The sequence below is a fragment of the Pigmentiphaga sp. GD03639 genome, from assembly GCF_029845405.1.
GTDB classification, from domain to species: Bacteria; Pseudomonadota; Gammaproteobacteria; order Burkholderiales; family Burkholderiaceae_B; genus Pigmentiphaga; species Pigmentiphaga daeguensis.
Map to the genome: position 1 here is coordinate 134,722 of NZ_JAOCLR010000011.1, position 16,170 is coordinate 150,891.

The 16,170-nt window shown below is 65.1% G+C and carries 17 protein-coding genes and 1 tRNA gene; all 18 read left to right on the top strand.

Features of this window, described 5'->3' with window-relative positions:
* Positions 1-28 precede the first annotated feature (28 nt).
* The 18 genes from ispE to N5K27_RS14455 all read left to right on the top strand — a co-directional run bounded on the left by ispE (position 29) and on the right by N5K27_RS14455 (position 16,120).
* On the top strand, positions 29-934 hold the full coding sequence (gene ispE, locus N5K27_RS14370) for a 4-(cytidine 5'-diphospho)-2-C-methyl-D-erythritol kinase (RefSeq protein ID WP_087838782.1): 906 nt from the start codon (positions 29-31) through the stop codon (positions 932-934).
* A gap of 89 nt (positions 935-1,023) precedes the next feature.
* Positions 1,024-1,100: transfer RNA gene (locus tag N5K27_RS14375), tRNA-Gln, on the top strand.
* A gap of 118 nt (positions 1,101-1,218) precedes the next feature.
* Positions 1,219-2,169: a ribose-phosphate pyrophosphokinase gene (locus tag N5K27_RS14380; RefSeq protein WP_165404471.1), complete on the top strand. Its 951-nt coding sequence runs from the start codon at positions 1,219-1,221 to the stop codon at positions 2,167-2,169.
* A gap of 141 nt (positions 2,170-2,310) precedes the next feature.
* Positions 2,311-2,898 (top strand): 50S ribosomal protein L25/general stress protein Ctc, encoded by a 588-nt coding sequence (locus N5K27_RS14385; protein ID WP_087838781.1) that lies wholly within the window; start codon positions 2,311-2,313, stop codon positions 2,896-2,898.
* A 218-nt stretch (positions 2,899-3,116) separates the two neighbouring features.
* Positions 3,117-4,208 (top strand): TauD/TfdA family dioxygenase, encoded by a 1,092-nt coding sequence (locus tag N5K27_RS14390; protein WP_087838780.1) that lies wholly within the window; start codon positions 3,117-3,119, stop codon positions 4,206-4,208.
* A gap of 29 nt (positions 4,209-4,237) precedes the next feature.
* A complete protein-coding gene (locus N5K27_RS14395) occupies positions 4,238-5,245 on the top strand; it encodes a tripartite tricarboxylate transporter substrate binding protein (protein WP_279817217.1) in 1,008 nt (335 codons plus the stop codon).
* A 29-nt stretch (positions 5,246-5,274) separates the two neighbouring features.
* Entirely contained in the window at positions 5,275-6,231 is a 957-nt protein-coding gene (locus tag N5K27_RS14400) for a LysR family transcriptional regulator (RefSeq protein ID WP_279817218.1), read from the top strand.
* Between the two features lie 82 nt (positions 6,232-6,313).
* Entirely contained in the window at positions 6,314-6,907 is a 594-nt protein-coding gene (pth, locus tag N5K27_RS14405) for an aminoacyl-tRNA hydrolase (protein ID WP_279817219.1), read from the top strand.
* Positions 6,900-7,700: a CPBP family glutamic-type intramembrane protease gene (locus N5K27_RS14410; protein WP_279817220.1), complete on the top strand. Its 801-nt coding sequence runs from the start codon at positions 6,900-6,902 to the stop codon at positions 7,698-7,700. Before pth ends, N5K27_RS14410 begins: the two co-directional genes overlap by 8 nt.
* A gap of 43 nt (positions 7,701-7,743) precedes the next feature.
* The gene (locus tag N5K27_RS14415) at positions 7,744-8,541 is read left to right on the top strand and encodes an SDR family oxidoreductase (RefSeq protein ID WP_279817221.1); all 798 of its coding nucleotides are present in this window, start codon (positions 7,744-7,746) and stop codon (positions 8,539-8,541) included.
* Positions 8,542-8,664: 123 nt separating this feature from the next.
* Positions 8,665-9,558: an alpha/beta hydrolase gene (locus N5K27_RS14420; RefSeq protein ID WP_279817223.1), complete on the top strand. Its 894-nt coding sequence runs from the start codon at positions 8,665-8,667 to the stop codon at positions 9,556-9,558.
* The gene (locus N5K27_RS14425; RefSeq protein ID WP_279817225.1) at positions 9,555-10,415 is read left to right on the top strand and encodes a tripartite tricarboxylate transporter substrate binding protein; all 861 of its coding nucleotides are present in this window, start codon (positions 9,555-9,557) and stop codon (positions 10,413-10,415) included. The genes N5K27_RS14420 and N5K27_RS14425 overlap by 4 nt, the downstream gene beginning before the upstream one ends.
* A 92-nt stretch (positions 10,416-10,507) precedes the next feature.
* On the top strand, positions 10,508-11,599 hold the full coding sequence (gene ychF / locus N5K27_RS14430) for a redox-regulated ATPase YchF (protein ID WP_279817226.1): 1,092 nt from the start codon (positions 10,508-10,510) through the stop codon (positions 11,597-11,599).
* A gap of 217 nt (positions 11,600-11,816) precedes the next feature.
* Positions 11,817-12,995, top strand: a complete 1,179-nt coding sequence (locus tag N5K27_RS14435; protein ID WP_279817228.1) for an integrase arm-type DNA-binding domain-containing protein — start codon at positions 11,817-11,819, stop codon at positions 12,993-12,995.
* Positions 12,992-13,801, top strand: coding sequence for a hypothetical protein (locus tag N5K27_RS14440; RefSeq protein WP_034085895.1), 810 nt, complete (start codon positions 12,992-12,994; stop codon positions 13,799-13,801). Before N5K27_RS14435 ends, N5K27_RS14440 begins: the two co-directional genes overlap by 4 nt.
* A gap of 141 nt (positions 13,802-13,942) precedes the next feature.
* A complete protein-coding gene (locus tag N5K27_RS14445) occupies positions 13,943-14,164 on the top strand; it encodes an AlpA family phage regulatory protein (protein ID WP_079387070.1) in 222 nt (73 codons plus the stop codon).
* Positions 14,161-15,075 carry a hypothetical protein gene (locus N5K27_RS14450; RefSeq protein ID WP_279817231.1) on the top strand — a complete coding sequence of 305 codons (915 nt, stop codon included), beginning with the start codon at positions 14,161-14,163 and terminating at the stop codon, positions 15,073-15,075. Before N5K27_RS14445 ends, N5K27_RS14450 begins: the two co-directional genes overlap by 4 nt.
* Positions 15,059-16,120: a site-specific integrase gene (locus N5K27_RS14455; RefSeq protein ID WP_279817232.1), complete on the top strand. Its 1,062-nt coding sequence runs from the start codon at positions 15,059-15,061 to the stop codon at positions 16,118-16,120. The genes N5K27_RS14450 and N5K27_RS14455 overlap by 17 nt, the downstream gene beginning before the upstream one ends.
* Positions 16,121-16,170: the final 50 nt, after the last annotated feature.

Below are 16,170 nucleotides of genomic sequence, written 5' to 3' on the forward strand. Positions count from 1 at the left end.
TTTCCAGCGTGAACAGGCCCTGGCCCCCATGACTGCCGAATTGCGCGACGTTCCCGCGCCCGCGAAGATCAATCTGTTCCTGCACGTGGTGGGGCGCCGGCCCGACGGCTATCACCTGCTGCAGACGGCCTTCCGTTTCATCGATCTGCAGGACACGCTGCATTTCCGCGCCCGTCCCGATGGCCGTATCGTCCGCGCCTACGACCTGCCCGGCGTGCCCGAGGACGCCGACCTGGTCGTGCGGGCCGCCCGCGCGCTGCGGCAGGCTACCGGCTGCGGGCAGGGCGCCGAGATCGGCCTGGAGAAGCGGATTCCCGCCGGCGGCGGCCTGGGCGGCGGATCGAGCGACGCGGCCACGGTGCTGCTGGCCCTGAACCGCCTGTGGGGCACCGGCCTGTCGCGACATGAGCTGATGAGGCTCGCGCTGCCCCTGGGCGCGGACGTGCCCGTGTTCGTGTTCGGCCGCAACGCCTTCGCCGAGGGCGTGGGCGAGGAACTGACCGCCATCGACCTGCCGCAGCGCTGGTACGTGGTGGTGCAGCCGGACGCCAGTGTGCCGACCGCGGACGTTTTTCGCGCACCCGAATTGACAAGAGATACGCCACGCGTCAAAATAGCGGACTTTCCTCGGGGAACATTTGATCCCTACGGAAATAGCTACAGGAACGATCTGGAAAACGTCGTTTTTGCCCGCTTTTCGGAAGTGGGGCGGATTTCGGCGGTGCTTGCCCAGGCACTCGGTGGTGCGCGGGTCAGGATGTCCGGGTCGGGCGCGTGCCTATTTGTCGAGTGCGACACGAAGGCGCAGGCCGATGGCGCGGTGGATAGAATCGCCGCTACAATGCAAGTCCAGCCCAGCGGGCTGCCGGCGTTGAGAGTGAACCTGGCATGTGCCGGACTCGATGCGCATCCGCTACTGGACTGGGCCGCGTAAGCGGCCACCGAATCGAGGGCGATCCGCCGCAGCCGGACGCCAGCGCAGCAAGTTTCGATGTTCACGCAGTTCCTGCGGGGGCAACGAGTTGGGGAGTCGCCAAGTTGGTTAAGGCACCGGATTTTGATTCCGGCATGCGAGGGTTCGAGTCCTTCCTCCCCAGCCAAAGTCTTTGACCTAAAAGCTGTTGATGCCTGTCAGCGTTTCGCAGGATCAACAGCTTTGTTGTTTTGTCGATCGGCCTCGGTTACAGGTCACCGGGCCACAGCCACGGGCAATGCGTCATGGCGCAAGAAAGCTTCATGATTTTCACGGGGACTGCCAACCCCAAGCTGGCGGCGGACGTCGCGAGTCACCTCGGCATACCACTGGGCAAGATGAGCGTCGGTCGGTTCTCCGACGGCGAAGTCATGGTGGAAATCAACGAGAACGTCCGTGGTAAAGACGTCTTCGTCCTCCAGCCCACCTGTGCACCGACCAACGACAACCTGATGGAAATCATGGTCATGGTCGATGCGCTGCGCCGGGCCTCCGCCGGTCGCATCACCGCCGCGATGCCGTATTTCGGCTACGCCCGGCAGGATCGCCGCCCGCGTTCGGCGCGCGTGGCGATCTCGGCCAAGGTCGTGGCGAACATGCTGCAGGTCGTGGGCGTGGACCGCATCCTGACCATGGACCTGCACGCGGACCAGATCCAGGGGTTCTTCGACATCCCCGTGGACAACATCTACGCCGCGCCGATATTGCTCAGCGACATCTGGAAACGCAACCTGTCCAACCTGATGGTGGTCTCGCCCGACGTGGGCGGCGTGGTCCGCGCCCGCGCGCTGGCCAAGCGCCTCGAGGTCGACCTGGCCATCATCGACAAGCGCCGTCCGCGCGCCAACGTGTCCGAGGTGATGAACATCATCGGCGACGTCGAAGGCCGCACCTGCATCATCATGGACGACATGGTCGATACCGCCGGCACGCTGTGCAAGGCCGCCCAGGTCCTCAAGCAGCGCGGCGCGCTGGCCGTCTACGCCTATTGCACGCACGCCGTGCTGTCGGGCGGCGCGGTGGGCCGCATTGCCGAATCCGACCTGGACGAGCTGGTCGTCACCGACACCATCCCCGCCAGCGACGAGGTCCGGGACTGCAGCCGCATCCGCCAGTTGTCGTGCGCGGCCCTGATCGGTGAAACCATGCTGCGCATTTCGCGGGCCGACTCGGTCAGCTCGCTGTTCGTCGAATAAGTTCTGCTCCCGCCGGCCTGCATCGCGCAGGGCGGCGGGGCGAGCCGGAAGCGCTGGTCGCGGCGCTGCCGGACGGAATGCGATGGTCGCGTTCCGTGCACCGTGAGCGGGCATGTCGCCCGCCGCATTTTGGAGAAAACCATGCAATTCAACGCCACTTCGCGTAGCGTCCAGGGTTCGAGTGCGAGCCGCCGCCTGCGCCGCGCCGGCCGTGTACCCGCCATCGTCTATGGCGGCGACGCAGCGCCCCTGTCGATCGAACTCGATCACAACGAGATCTACCATGCCCTGCGCAAGGAAGAGTTCCACTCGTCCATCCTGAGCATGCAGCTCGACGGCAAGGGCTCGCAAGTCCTGCTGCGCGCCGTTCAATGGCACCCCTACAAGCAGCAAGTGCTGCACGTGGACTTCCAGCGCGTCGCCGCCGGCCAGGCCCTGCACACCAAGGTGCCGCTGCACTTCGTCAACGCCGAGTCGTCGCCCGCCGTCAAGCTCAGCGGCGCGATCATCAACCACGTGTTGACCGAAATCGAAGTGACCTGCCTGCCGAACGACCTGCCCCAGTTCATCGAAGTGGACCTGGGCAACATCATCGCCGGCGCATCCATCCACCTGTCCGACGTCAAGGCGCCCAAGGGCGTGACGTTCCCGGCTGGCAGCGATACGGTCATCGCGACCGCCATCGCCAAGCCCGGTGGTGCCGCCGCCGAGGAAACCGCTGCTGAATAGGGTCCCCCCTACGCGCTGCTGTCTGAAGAAACCCCGATCGGTTACGGTCGGGGTTTTTTCATGGGCGAAGCCTGATGGGAGGCGATGACGGCTGAGACATCGCACGTATCAGCAGTGCCATTGAAAAGAATTAGAGATATCAGGGACGATCGGGCACACTGAATCGTCCGGGGCCAGTACGCCCCGGGGCGATTCCAACTCTTTCCCGTCCGACGACCATGTCCACTGCCACTCGCCACCTCCTGCCTCCTACGGGCGCGCCCGCTTCCTGGCGCGGCCCGCAGATCGATTGGACCGAAAGCTGCCTGTTCCACCTGGACGAGGCCGATATCGACGAAATCGGCCGCGCGCTTGCGGCCCTGAATGCACGAGGCGGGGAGCGGACCCTGCCCTTGCGCCGCCAGGACTTCCCGCTGGACCGGGTGGCGCGCAAGCTGGCGGCGGTTGCCGAGCAGATCTATCGCGGCAAGGGATTCGCCATGCTGCGCGGCCTGCCGCGCACCGAGTACAGCGCCGATGAAATGGCCCAGATCTATTTCGGCCTTTCGGTGCACCTGGGCGTGCCGATCTCCCAGTCCCACCGGGGCGAACTGCTGGGTCACGTGCTGAACCTCGAAGGCTACGGCGAAGTGGCGCGCGCCTACCAGGACGGCGGCCACATGAACATGCACACCGATTCCTGCGACATCATCGGCCTGATGTGCCTGCGCACCGCCAAGGCCGGCGGCGCGAGCCGGATCTGCAGCGCGCTGGCGATCCACGATGCGCTGGCCGAGAGCCGGCCGGACCTGCTGGCCAGCCTGTACGGCGGCTACTACTTCCGGCGCGGCGACAAGGACGCCCAGCTGGGCGACGGGAGAAAGGTGAGCCTGGCGCCGGTTCCGGTGTTCGACCGGCTCGACGGCTGGCCGCAGCGGGTGGCCTGCTACTTTCTAGGCAGCTACATCCGGCGCGCGGCGCAGGAGGGGCACGGACACCTGACCGACCTCGACAGGGAAGCGATCGCCACCCTCGAGACCATGGCCGAATCGCCGGATTTTTACCTGGACATGCAGTTCCAGGACGGCGACATCCAGTTCCTCAACAATCGCGTGATCGTGCATGGCCGCACCGACTATGTCGACGAAGACGCCATCGAGAAGCGCCGCCATCTGCTCCGGGTCTGGCTCAGCGCGCCGGAGTGGCCGCCGCTGGCCGAGCGCCAGGTGATGCACTCGGACGAGGACCACCGGCTCTGGCTGGCGCGCCGGCAGCCCGAACTGGAATTTCCCGAGGCCTATCTCGAATCGCTGCGCGCAAGCGTGGCTTGAATGCATACGTGGAAGGGAGCGCGACCAACATGAAGAACATCGTCAGGAACGGCATGGGGCGTGCCCGTGCACTCGCCGCCCGCGCACTGGTGCTGGCGGCCGCCCTGTTCGGCGCGATGCCGGCGGGAGCGGCGGAGGAGTATCCCAGCCGCAATCTCGAACTCATCGTCCCGTATGCGCCGGGAGGATTGCTGGACGTGGCGGGGCGCCTGGCCGCGACCTATCTCGCCAAGGAGCTCGGCCAGCCCGTGGTGGTGAGGAACGTGCCGGGCGCCGGCAGCACGATCGGCATGGTGCGGCTGGCCAAGTCCAAGCCCGACGGCTACACCCTCGCGCTGGGCTCGTTCGGCATCCTGCTCAACAGCAGGCTGCGGCCCGACGTGGAATACGATCCGCTGCGCAGCTTCGCGCCCATCGGCTACCTGGGCGACCAGGGCTTCGTCCTCATGGTCGCGCCGCAGCACGTGGACGTGGCCAATGTGCGCGAGCTGGTCGAACGCATCAAGGCCAAGCCCGGCGCCTTCATATACGCATCCGGCGGCGTGGGGGCGCCTTCGCACGTGCTGGCCGAGCAGTTCCGCCTGCAGCAGGGCCTGAACATGGTGCATGCGCCGTACCAGGGCCAGAACCCCGCCATCATGGCCTTGCTCGCGGGCGACGTGCAGCTCACCCTGCAAACCGTGGCGGGCGCCGAAGACCTCATCCACAGCGGACGCATCCGCGCGCTGGCGTCCACCGGTTCCGAACGGCCGGCCGCGTTTCCGTCCGTGCCGACCTTCAAGGAACTGGGCATCGAGGGCATGGCCAACGACGGCTGGCTTGCCGTCTTCGCGCCTTCGGGCGTAAGCGCGCCGGTCAAGGAAAAACTCCGCGCGGCATGGGCGCGGGTTGCGCGCAACGACGAGTTCCGCCAAGCTCTGGCCAAGCGGGCCATCCAGACGCGCGATGTCTCGCCCACGCAGTTCGAGGCCATGATGGCCGAAGATCTCAAGTACTGGACGGAAATCCTGGACAAGACCCGCATCACCTTGAATTGAGCCGCCATGCAGCCGGACCTCCGCCTTCGATGAACACGCCGGAACGACCTCCATCGGGGCTTGCGGATCTCAGGCAGCTCAGGCAATTCATCGTGGTGGCCGAGGAGCTCAATTTCCGGCGTGCCGCCATCCGTCTCTGCATGACCCAGCCGCCCCTGAGCACGGCCATCCGGCGGCTGGAGGAGACCGTGGGGACGCCGCTCTTCCAGCGTACGCGTTCGTCGGTCTCGCTCACGCCGGCGGGCGTGGTCTTCCTGCGCGAAGCCCGCTACCTGTTGCGGCAGGCCGAAATGTCCGTCGCGGCGGCCAGGGCGGCCACCGAGGGCGCGCGCGAGATCCTCCGGATCAAGAGCATAGACAGCGCGATGCTCAACCTGCTGCCGGAATGGCTGGAGCGGTTCTGCGCGGTGGAGGCCGGCATACGCGTGTCCTTGACCACGGGGTCCAGCCAGGACGTGATCTCCGCGGTCGAAGGCGGCAGCATCGACGTGGGCGTCTGCGTGCCGGGAGGTGCGAGCCATCCCCAGCTGCGGACGTTTCCCTTCGGCCGCGAGCGGTTCTGCCTCGCGGTGCACCGGGCCCATCGTTTTGCCGGCCTTGGCCGCGTCGGTCTTCCCGACCTGGCGGGGGAACAGCTCGTCACGCATTATCCGCACGCGGCCAGCCCGGGCTATCACGCGGCCGTGAGCGTCGCCCTGCAGCAGACCGGGGCCCACGTCCACGTGCACCAGTCCGAAACGCACCTGCTGGCCACGCTGGGGCTGGTGCGCCTGGGCGTGGGCGTGGCTCTCATTCCCGATTCGACCCGCCGCATCGCGATGGACGGCGTGGTGTACGTGGAGGTGGTGTCGGGGCAGGGGGAAGCCGTGACCTATCCCGTCGTGCTGGCGGTGCACCACGGCGGGGCCAGCGCGGCCGCGATGCGCTTCTGCGAATTCGTCCGGCGGGACTGGGATCCGGGCGCCCGCCGACAGGGATCGGGCTAAGATAACAGGCCTTTCGAGCCCCGGCCGCCGCGTCGCCGCACCCGGCGGCCGTCCATCGTTTTTCTTGCGCATCGATCCCTTCATGTCCGAACCCATACGCCTCATCGCCGGGCTGGGCAATCCCGGCCCCGACTACGAACGCACCCGCCACAACGCGGGATTCTGGCTGCTGGACCAGATCGCCGACGACCTGCGCGTATCGTTCACGAACGAGAAGCCCTTCTTCGGCCACGTGGCCAAGGCCCGCTTCGAAGGGGCGGCCATCCTGCTGGTCAAGCCCATGACCTACATGAACCGTTCCGGACAGGCGGTGGGCGCGCTGGCGCGTTTCTACAAGCTGGCGCCCGAGCAGATCCTGGTGGCGCACGACGAACTCGACCTGCTGCCGGGGCAGGCCAAGCTCAAGCAGGGCGGCAGCCATGCGGGGCACAACGGCCTGAAGGACATCCAGGCGGCGCTGGGATCGCAGGCATTCTGGCGGCTGCGGCTGGGCATCGGACACCCGCGCTCGCTGGGGCTGGCGCAGCAGGTGGTGGACTTCGTGCTGCATCCGCCGCGCAAGGAAGAACAGGCCCGCATAGACGAGACCCTGGACCGGTCGCGCGCCATCATTCCCGCCGTGCTCAAGGGCGAGTTCGAGCAGGCCATACAACAGTTGCACAGCGGCAATGCCTGAGGCTCGCCTGACTTGCGCGGCGGCTGCCGCGCCGGCGCGCGGCAGGCCGGCCTTTCGCGAGGAGTTCGCGGATTTCCTCGATTTCGTCAGGCGCCCGCGGCTGGGGCCGCGCATGCCGCGCGGGGGGCGTGGCGCCGAGTCGCACTACGGATCCCAGGAATGGCTGGGCGGCCTGACCGGTCCGCATCTGCTCCACTGGGTGCTGGTGCTGTGGGGCGTCAACCTGCTGGTGCTGGGGCCCCTGGCGGCATCGGTCGCGACGGCCTCGGGTGCCGAGCGCAGGCTGGATGCGCTGCATCTGTCCTGGTTCCACGTCGTCGTCTGGGCGCCGGTGATCGAGGAAATGGTCTTCCGCTACGGGTTGAGGCGGCCCGCGCCGGCACTATGGCTGCTGCCCGTGCTGGTCAGCGCCATGCTGATGCGTCCCAGCCTGGCCGCGGGCGCCAGCGTGGCGTTGGCCTGCGGCGCGATCGCCGCCGTGCTGGTCTGGCGCGACCATCGCTGGCCCTGGAAATGGCTGCGCCGCCATGTCCGGGCCTTTCCGATCGTCTTTCATCTGGCCACGCTGGCCTTCGCCTTCCTGCACCTGGCCAACTTCCGGCTGGGCGCGGGAGGCTGGCTGCTGCTGCCGCTGCTGGTCCTGCCGCAGTGGGCCTGCGGCCTCGTGCTGGGCTGGATGCGCGTGCGCTTCGGCATAGGCGCGTCCATCGCGCTGCATGCCTGCTTCAACGCCGGGCCCATGGCCTTGCTGTGGGCCCTGCAGAACTATGCGCCCGGGCTGCTGGATGGATAATGACCCTTTCTTCAACGATCACGAACCCGCAACAGGACAGGCCATGAAGCAAGCTCCCACGCTGTCGTTCGACGGCTCCGTCGTCTTGATCACCGGCGCCAGCAAGGGCATAGGCCTGGCCTGCGCGCGCGCCTTCGCCCGGGCGGGAGCGGCGGTGGCGGGCGTGTCGCGCAGCCGGGAGAACCTGGACGCCGCGCGGCGAGCCTTGCAGGCCGAGGGCCTGGAGATGCGCGTCCATGCCGCCGACCTGTCGGATCCGGCGGCGGCGCAGGCGGCGGTGGACTGGGCCGAGCGCGAGTGCGGTCCCATCGCGGTGCTGGTGAATTCCGCGGGCGCGGCGCGCCGGTACGCGCCCGAGCAACTGGGACCCGAGGCGTTCCGGCAGACCATGGACGCCAAGTACTTCAGCTACATGCACATCCAGGATCCCGTGGCCAAGCTGATGGCGGGCAGGGGGCGGGGCAGCATCGTCAACATCGTCGGCCAGGGCGGCAAATCTCCCGGCATCTTCCACATCGGCGGCGGAGCCGCCAACGCGGCGCTCATGCTCGCCACGGTGGGCTATGCGCAGGCCTACGCAGGCCGTGGCGTGCGCGTGAACGCGATCAATCCCGGCATGACCCAGACCCATCGTGTCGAGGAAGGGCTGGCTGTGGCGGCGCAGGCCAGCGGCCGGCCGCGCGACGAGGTGCTGGCCGAGCAGGTCGCGGGCATTCCCCTGGGCCGGCTCGCGCAGCCCGAGGAAATCGCCAACGTCGCGCTGTTCCTGGCGTCCGACCTGGCCAGCTACGTCACCGGCGCCGTCATTCCCATGGACGGCTGCGCCTCGCCTTCCATCTGAGCCGGGCCGCCGGGCAGGACACGCCACATTCATGAATTCCTGATATCAATCTATAGGAACAATTCAATTCCGAAAAAGAATGCCCTTTGCTACCTTGGGCAGATCCCGTATCGGAATGCATGAATGAAAGCAGTCTTTGGAGACTACGACCAGGAGGCGCTGGACTACCAGTACGACAACCAGCGCTACTGTCCCACCTTCCGCCAGACCCTGGACGAGGGCGCGCGCCTGAGCCTGGAGGCCGTTCCCTTCCGCACCGGACATGACCTGCGCTGGGGCGCCCACGAGGATGCCCGGCTGGACATCTATGCGCCGGCCGGCGCTGGTCCCCATCCCGTCGTCGTCTATGTGCACGGCGGCGCGTGGCTGGGGCAGAACAAGGAAGAAAGCGCCTTCGCCGCGCCCGCCTTCGTCCGGGATGGCTGCATGTACGTGGCGCTGGGCTTTCCCCGGGCCTCGCAGGTTCCCTTCTCCGAGATGGTCGCGGCCGTGCGCGAAGGCATCGGCTGGATCGTGCGCAACATCGCCCGGCATGGCGGCGACCCTTCGCGCATCGTGCTGATCGGGCATTCGTCGGGCAGCCACCTCGTCACCCAGTGCCTGACCCATGACTGGAAAGCGGCCGGCCTGCCGGGCAACGACTTCGCGGGCGCGGTGCTGGTCAGCGGACTGGGCCATCTCGAACCCGTGCGCCTGTCCTACCGCAACCAGCGCCTGCATCTGACGCCGGAGCAGGTGCGGGAGTTCTCGCTGCTGACCAACGAGCCCAGCGGTCGCACGCCGGTCGTGGTGGCGGTGGCCCGTGGCGATACCGACGAGTTCCGCAGGCAGAGCGGGGACGTTGCCCGCTACTGGCGCGAACGCGGCCTGCTGGTCTCCGAGCATGTCTTCGAAGGCCGCCATCACTTCGATGTGATCCTCGACCTGTGCGACCGGTCGAGCACCCTGTATCGCGCCGTCATGCAGCTGATCGAGGGGAGCGGCGCCCGCCCCGACCAACGGAGGACCCCGACATGAGCAGCCTTTCCGACATGCCCCGCCGCGCGCTTGCGGCGGCCCTGGCGCTGTGCGCCTTCGGCACCGCCACGCACGCCGCCGACAACTGGCCGTCGCGGCCCATACGCGTGGTCGTGCCCTACGCGCCAGGCAACGCCGGCGACGTGACCTTCCGCATCGTCCAGCAGGAACTCGAGGCCCGCCTGGGCGCGAATTTCTACATCGACAACAAGAGCGGGGCGTCGGGCAACATCGGCGCCGAGGACGTGGTGCGGTCCGCGCCCGACGGCTATACGCTGCTGCTGGGCGCCACCAACAACTTCGTCACCAACCAGTACCTGGCCAAGCTGCGGTACGACCCGGCCAAGGACCTCGTGCCGGTCACGGTCATCAATAACGCCCCGGCGGTGATCGTGGTCAATGCCAGCCTGCCGGCGAACAACCTGGCCGAACTGACCGCCTACGCCAAGAAGAACCCCGGCAAGCTCAACTACGGCACGCCGGGCAGCGGCACGGCGCCTCACCTGATCGGCGCGCTGTACGCGCAGTCCGCCGGCATAGAGCTGGTGCACGTGCCTTATCGCGGCTCGCCGCCCGCGCTGCCCCAGGTCCAGACCACCGCCGAGCAGGGCCTGCCCGACCTCGTGGCCGGCAACTGGTGGGGATTGGCCGCCCCGGTGGGCACCGACCCCGCCATCGTCCGCAAGCTGGCCGATGCCGTGAAGGCCGCCGTGGCCAAGCCCGAGATCGCCCAGCAATTCGAGAAACTGGGCCTGACCGCGGTGGGCAACACCCCGGCCGAGTTCGGCGCCCAGATCCAGCGCGAGGCCGCCGTCTGGAAGGGGATCATCCAGAAGGCCGACATCAAGGCGGAGTAAGCGCGCCAGGGGGCAGGGGCGGCCGGGCTGCAACCGGGGTGGGGGCGGTACAATGCCCCCAGCTCCTTTCCATGACAACATAGGTTTCCCCCATGGCCCTCCAGTGCGGCATCGTGGGCCTGCCCAACGTCGGCAAGTCCACACTTTTCAACGCCTTGACCAAAGCCGGCATCGCCGCGGAAAACTACCCCTTCTGCACGATCGAACCCAACGTCGGCGTGGTCGAGGTTCCCGACCCGCGGCTCGACGCCCTGGCCGCCATCGTCAAGCCCGAGCGCGTCGTGCCCGCCACCGTCGAATTCGTCGACATCGCGGGCCTCGTCGCCGGCGCCAGCACCGGCGAGGGCCTGGGCAACCAGTTCCTGGCCCACATCCGCGAAACCGACGCCATCGTCAACGTCGTGCGCTGCTTCGAGGATCCCAACGTGGTCCACGTCTCGGGCAAGGTCGATCCCATTGCCGACATCGAGGTCATCGAGACCGAACTGGCGCTGGCCGACCTGCAGACCGCCGAAAAGGCCGTGCAACGCCACACCAAGACCGCCCGTGCCGGCGACAAGGACGCCGCCAAGCTGGTGGCCGTGCTGGAGAAGTGCGTGGCCCAGTTGAACGAGGCCAAGCCCATCCGCGCGCTGGACCTGTCCACCGACGAGAAGGCCCTGATCAAGCCGCTGTGCTTCATCACCGCCAAGCCCGCCATGTACGTGGGCAACGTCAAGGAAGACGGCTTCACCGACAACCCCCTGCTGGACAAGCTGGTCGACTACGCCAACAAGCAGAACGCGCCCACCGTGGCCATCTGCGCCGCCATCGAGGCCGAACTGGGCGAGATGGAGGACGAGGACCGTGCGGTGTTCCTGGCCGACATGGGCATGGAAGAACCCGGCCTGAACCGCCTGATCCGCGCCGGCTTCAAGCTGCTGGGCCTGCAGACCTACTTCACCGCGGGCGTCAAGGAAGTGCGCGCCTGGACTGTGCCCATCGGCGCCACCGCGCCGCAGGCCGCGGGCGTGATCCACACCGACTTCGAACGCGGCTTCATCCGCGCGCAGACCATCGCGTTCGACGACTTCATCCAGTACAAGGGCGAGGCGGGCGCGAAGGAAGCCGGCAAGATGCGGGCGGAAGGGAAGGAGTACATCGTCAAGGATGGCGATGTGATGAACTTCCTGTTCAACGTCTGAGTCGCCAAGCCGTTTTCCTGATGTTTCATGAAACACCAGGAAAGCATGAAAACCTCAATAAAACCGCGCAGTTGCGCGGTTTTATTGTTTCATGATGCTGCTTCGCGTTTCCCGAGCAGCCAAAGCGTGGCTGAGTACGACAGTGAGTACAGATCTTGGAGGGCGTGCGGATAAATGAGTACAGTAACGCTGTCGCCATGACAAGGAGTCAGCCACCATGCTTACCGACACGCACTGCCGCAACGCCAAGCCCAGGGAGAAGCTCTACCGCTTGAATGACCAGCGCGGGCTCTACCTCGAAGTCAAGCCCAACGGAGTCAAGGCTTGGCGATACCGCTTCACACTGGATGGCAAGGCCAGCATGTTTGCGCTTGGCGAATACCCTGCTGTTACGCTCTCTGAAGCCAGGGAACGCAGCGAGGCCGCACGCAAACTGGTCAAGCAAGGCATCAATCCCGCCCAGCAAAGGCAGCTCGACCGCATCCGGAAAGCCAGCGAAGCAAAGAACACCTTCGAGATCGTCGCCAAGGAGTGGCTGCAGACAAAGGACTGGGAAGATGTCACCAAGAACCGGCGTCTGGATATGCTGGAACGCGTGGTGTTCCCCAGTATCGGCAATATGCCGGTTCGCGAAATAACGCCAGCCCATGTCCTGGACATCCTGCAGAAAACAGCAAAGCGTGGCGCCCCCACGGTCGCCGCCGAGGCGCGGCGCACCATGTCCGCCGTATTCGAGTTCGCCGTCGCCACCCTGCGAGCCGACAGCGACCCGGTTTGGCCGGTACGCAAGGCGCTACCAGCAAACAAGACCCAGCACAAACCGGCGCTGAGTAAAGAGCAGATCGGCAAACTGCTGAGCGACTTCGCAAACCACCGTTGCAGCTTTCAGGTAAGTCATTGCATGCAACTGATGTGGTGGACCCTGGCGCGACCGAGCGAAGTGGCCGAGGCGGCTTGGGATGAGTTTGACCTTGAGAAGGCTGTTTGGCGTATCCCTGCGCAGCGCATGAAAGCACGCAAGGAGCACGTCGTGCCTCTGCCACGACAGGCGGTGGACATGCTCAAAGGACTGTATGCCATTACCGGCAACCGTAAGCACTTGTTTCCTGGCCGGGATGATCGCAATGCCCCGATGTCCGCCGCATCGCTTCGCCAGGCGCTCAAGGTTTTGGGGTGGAGCGGCACCTACAGCCCGCACGGCACCAGAACCACGGGCAGCACCCGGCTGAATGAAATGGGCTATCGCGCCGACGCCATCGAAGCGCAGCTTGCCCATGCTGACCAGAACAATGTGCGTCGTACCTACAACCACGCCACCTATTTCGATGAGCGTCGCGCCATGATGCAGGAATGGGCGGACAGATTGGACGAATGGAAAGAGCAAGCACAGGCATGACCACAAAGATCATGGCTCCAGATATTCCCAACTCTGATGCCGTCGCCGAGCTGCGCACCAGAGCAGAGGCAACCTGCGACCGATATGGCGTCCAGCGCCGCGAGCAATGTGTAAATGCTTTTCTGCGGCTGGCAGAAAGTTTTCGTTGGCGTACGATGCCGCCCCCTGAAATTGAAGAAGGCACACTTGAGCAACTAAAAAGACTCCGAGATGCGGCGTCCCGGTTAAGCAAGGCGCTTCGAAGCCTGGACGAAGAGTCGGCAGCGCTATTACCCGAATTTCTGAGGAAGGACCTGCCTACCCATAAGCTGTTCTGCGAGTCGCTACACTCCGTGAGCAGGCAACTATCAGCGTCCGGAGCAAGCAGAGAACATGAGGCCAAGGAGCTGATCGCGAAGCAATTTATCGTTACCTGCCAGCAATTCAGAATTCCGATCAAGTGGAGCAAGGAGTTCGAGTACCACTCGGTGAACAGCAAGAACGAGCCATCCGCCTATCTCCTCGGCGCCATCTATGCTGCAGGCGGCATGAAGGCCGATGCTGAAACCACGCCTGCTCATCGCGCCAATCACTATCTGGGGCGTTTCAGCAAAGGATTTACCGTCGCTATCGATGGAGTTGTAGTCCGGGTGCTGCTGAAGAAAACAGTGATAGAGCCCAATCTTTACATGTCCCAGATAATGAAAGCCGTCTCCGAGGGACGTGAACCAACCCTGCCCACAAGCAGCATCCTTACGGCATCTTGCCAAGGATACGAGCTTGGCTTGTCTCGGCCATTTTGTGAAACATTCGACTGGCACAGCTGAGGCCACTGCTCGACACCGGTTTGCATGCTGGGTGATTTCAGGCCCGAGAATAGGGAGTGCAGGTGACAACCGTGCTCCCTGACTTCATAACCAGATCTTTTGCATGATCCCTTCGTGTTTCAACACGTTAAGAGGAACAGCATGCAAATCATCAAGACGCAAGATGTCTGCATGAAGATCTCGGTCAGCCGGACAACCCTCTGGCGACTTTGCCAGACTGAAGATTTTCCGAAGCCAGTTCGGCTAGGCCCAGGCGGCCGTTCGATTGGCTTTTTTGCCCACGAGATCGACGCTTGGCTTGAGACTCAGGCTGCGGAGCGCGAGCACGCCGGTTGTCCGGCTCGCAAGAGGGCGAGGTCATGAGCCGCATCCGCGTTGACGACTCCGCCGAATACTGGTGGTCTCTGCCTTGCAGCCTGTTACGCGACTCCCGGTTGAGCTATGAAGCCCGAGGCGTGGCTTGCCACTTGCTCTCGCTAGGCCGTAACTGGCAGTTGCGCGCTGTCGCACTGCCGCGCGTGCTGCACGATCAGTCGCGAGCGAAAGGCCATCTTGGCCGAGACCTTTGCCGCCGCATCCTGCGCGAACTTGAAGATGCCGGCTACCTGGCGCGGAGGAAATTCCAGGACGAGGAAGGGCTTTGGCGATGGGAGTCCGTGTTGACACCCGTTTCGCAAAAGGTGCCACAGACATCCATGGCCGGCTTGGCCGGCGACGGAGAAACCGTGGACGGCACATCCGTCGCCGGTCAGGGCGGTGATATAGGTGTAGGTGAATACAAGGAAGAAGTAGTAGTAAAAAATATAAAACCACTACTACAGACAGGGGCTGTGGGTAACTCTCCGAAAACGGGAGAGGCTTCCGCGCCCTTGGACTTGTCGCACCCTTCTCTTCTGCCCTACCTGCGCGTCATCGCCGACGTAACCCGCCGCTTCGGGCCCTCGCTCTCAGCACAACAGATACAGCTTGTCGCCGACGAGCTGGCTGGCGTCCTGTCGGCAGCCGGTAGTGGCAAGCACGCGGGCATCCGCTCCGTGCGCTCATGGCTATTGGCCGTGATGAATAGCGCTGTCGCGGGAGAATTCATCGCCGAGTTCGCACCGAATATCGCCCGCTGGCGAAAGAACCGACAGGAGGCGATGGAGGCAGCGCAGTCGCGCGCCACTGTGCAGCAGTCAGAAGCCGAGCATCAAAAGACAAAGGCTGAACGCGCAAAGGCCATCGCCGATTTGAAAGCGATGTTCCACGGTGAACGAAATGATCGACGCGAATGAGATGGTTGCGCTGATCGAATCGTGCCGGCGCGAGATGCAAGCCATGCTCCCGGCCGATGAGTTTGCCAGCTTGAGCAGCAAGACGAGGCAAGACTATCGCCAGCTCGGCCGAACGCTGCTGTTGCGTGCCCGCTACGCCGAAGGTGGGGTGGCCGAAGTCATGACGGCCACCCAGCGTCCGACAACCTACTACAAGCGCGTCGCAGCGCTTCGCTACTGCCTGTACGCCGATCTTGTCGAGCGCCTGAAAAGCCTGCATTCCGCGCTCTCTGCTCGACCTGTGGACGAGTTGCAAGTAATGGCCATCCAAGCCCAATTGCAACAACAGCGTGCATTTCTGCGCGAGTTCGATATGGCCCGGCAAAGCGGCCATCCCGGCGAGCGCCGCAAGCGTGCCAGCAAGCGGCAAGCCTTGCGCGGCCTCCCCGGCGACTGGCGCGAGCGACTGTATCAGCGCGCTGCGAAAGGCAAGTATGCCGATGCGATTCTGGTCGCCGCGCTGACCGGCTGCCGCCCGGAAGAGCTCCGGCAAGGCGTGCACATTCGCCGGGTGGACAATCCGCGCAGCGGCATGGGCGAGATCAGATTCGAGATCGATGGCGCCAAGGTCAAGGCGCATCAAGGTCAGCCGCACCGCTTGATCGCCTATGGCGCACACGATCCCCATCCATTGCTGGAGGCTCTGCGCATCCGGCTAGCGGGGCGGCGGGAATTGCTCGTTTGCATTGACAGCCCAGTCAACTTCACCGTCGAAGTCCGTCGGCTGGCACGTAGCCTCTGGCCGAAGCACAAGCACACTGTCACGGCTTACTGCCTGCGTCACCAATGGGCGGCCGACCTGAAACGGCACGCAGCGACGGATTCAGTCAGCCAGGGGCTGGGACATGCCAGCGCCAAGACACGGCGTCACTACGGCCAAGCCAATCAGGCCAGCAGCCGGCATGCCCTCCATCCCATCGCCATCGAGGCTGAGCGCTCCGTGAGGCTGGCTACCGCTAAGGCGCCGCACCATCGAGCAGCCTCAAGCACGGAATCCACGCCCTGAAGAGAATCATGGCGAGGTGGGGCAAAATGCAGTACATTTGCGTGACATCA

What these genes read in the sequence shown, in the direction of transcription:
- N5K27_RS14455 (WP_279817232.1), top strand. Translation starts at nt 15,059, where the DNA reads ATGATCGACGCGAATGAGATGGTTGCGCTGATCGAATCGTGCCGGCGC.
- N5K27_RS14445 (WP_079387070.1), top strand. Translation starts at nt 13,943, where the DNA reads ATGCAAATCATCAAGACGCAAGATGTCTGCATGAAGATCTCGGTCAGC.
- N5K27_RS14385 (WP_087838781.1), top strand. Translation starts at nt 2,311, where the DNA reads ATGCAATTCAACGCCACTTCGCGTAGCGTCCAGGGTTCGAGTGCGAGC.
- N5K27_RS14415 (WP_279817221.1), top strand. Translation starts at nt 7,744, where the DNA reads ATGAAGCAAGCTCCCACGCTGTCGTTCGACGGCTCCGTCGTCTTGATC.
- N5K27_RS14440 (WP_034085895.1), top strand. Translation starts at nt 12,992, where the DNA reads ATGACCACAAAGATCATGGCTCCAGATATTCCCAACTCTGATGCCGTC.
- N5K27_RS14450 (WP_279817231.1), top strand. Translation starts at nt 14,161, where the DNA reads ATGAGCCGCATCCGCGTTGACGACTCCGCCGAATACTGGTGGTCTCTG.
- ispE (WP_087838782.1), top strand. Translation starts at nt 29, where the DNA reads ATGACTGCCGAATTGCGCGACGTTCCCGCGCCCGCGAAGATCAATCTG.
- N5K27_RS14425 (WP_279817225.1), top strand. Translation starts at nt 9,555, where the DNA reads ATGAGCAGCCTTTCCGACATGCCCCGCCGCGCGCTTGCGGCGGCCCTG.
- ychF (WP_279817226.1), top strand. Translation starts at nt 10,508, where the DNA reads ATGGCCCTCCAGTGCGGCATCGTGGGCCTGCCCAACGTCGGCAAGTCC.
- N5K27_RS14395 (WP_279817217.1), top strand. Translation starts at nt 4,238, where the DNA reads ATGAAGAACATCGTCAGGAACGGCATGGGGCGTGCCCGTGCACTCGCC.
- N5K27_RS14435 (WP_279817228.1), top strand. Translation starts at nt 11,817, where the DNA reads ATGCTTACCGACACGCACTGCCGCAACGCCAAGCCCAGGGAGAAGCTC.
- N5K27_RS14400 (WP_279817218.1), top strand. Translation starts at nt 5,275, where the DNA reads ATGAACACGCCGGAACGACCTCCATCGGGGCTTGCGGATCTCAGGCAG.
- N5K27_RS14390 (WP_087838780.1), top strand. Translation starts at nt 3,117, where the DNA reads ATGTCCACTGCCACTCGCCACCTCCTGCCTCCTACGGGCGCGCCCGCT.
- N5K27_RS14420 (WP_279817223.1), top strand. Translation starts at nt 8,665, where the DNA reads ATGAAAGCAGTCTTTGGAGACTACGACCAGGAGGCGCTGGACTACCAG.
- N5K27_RS14380 (WP_165404471.1), top strand. Translation starts at nt 1,219, where the DNA reads ATGGCGCAAGAAAGCTTCATGATTTTCACGGGGACTGCCAACCCCAAG.
- N5K27_RS14410 (WP_279817220.1), top strand. Translation starts at nt 6,900, where the DNA reads ATGCCTGAGGCTCGCCTGACTTGCGCGGCGGCTGCCGCGCCGGCGCGC.
- pth (WP_279817219.1), top strand. Translation starts at nt 6,314, where the DNA reads ATGTCCGAACCCATACGCCTCATCGCCGGGCTGGGCAATCCCGGCCCC.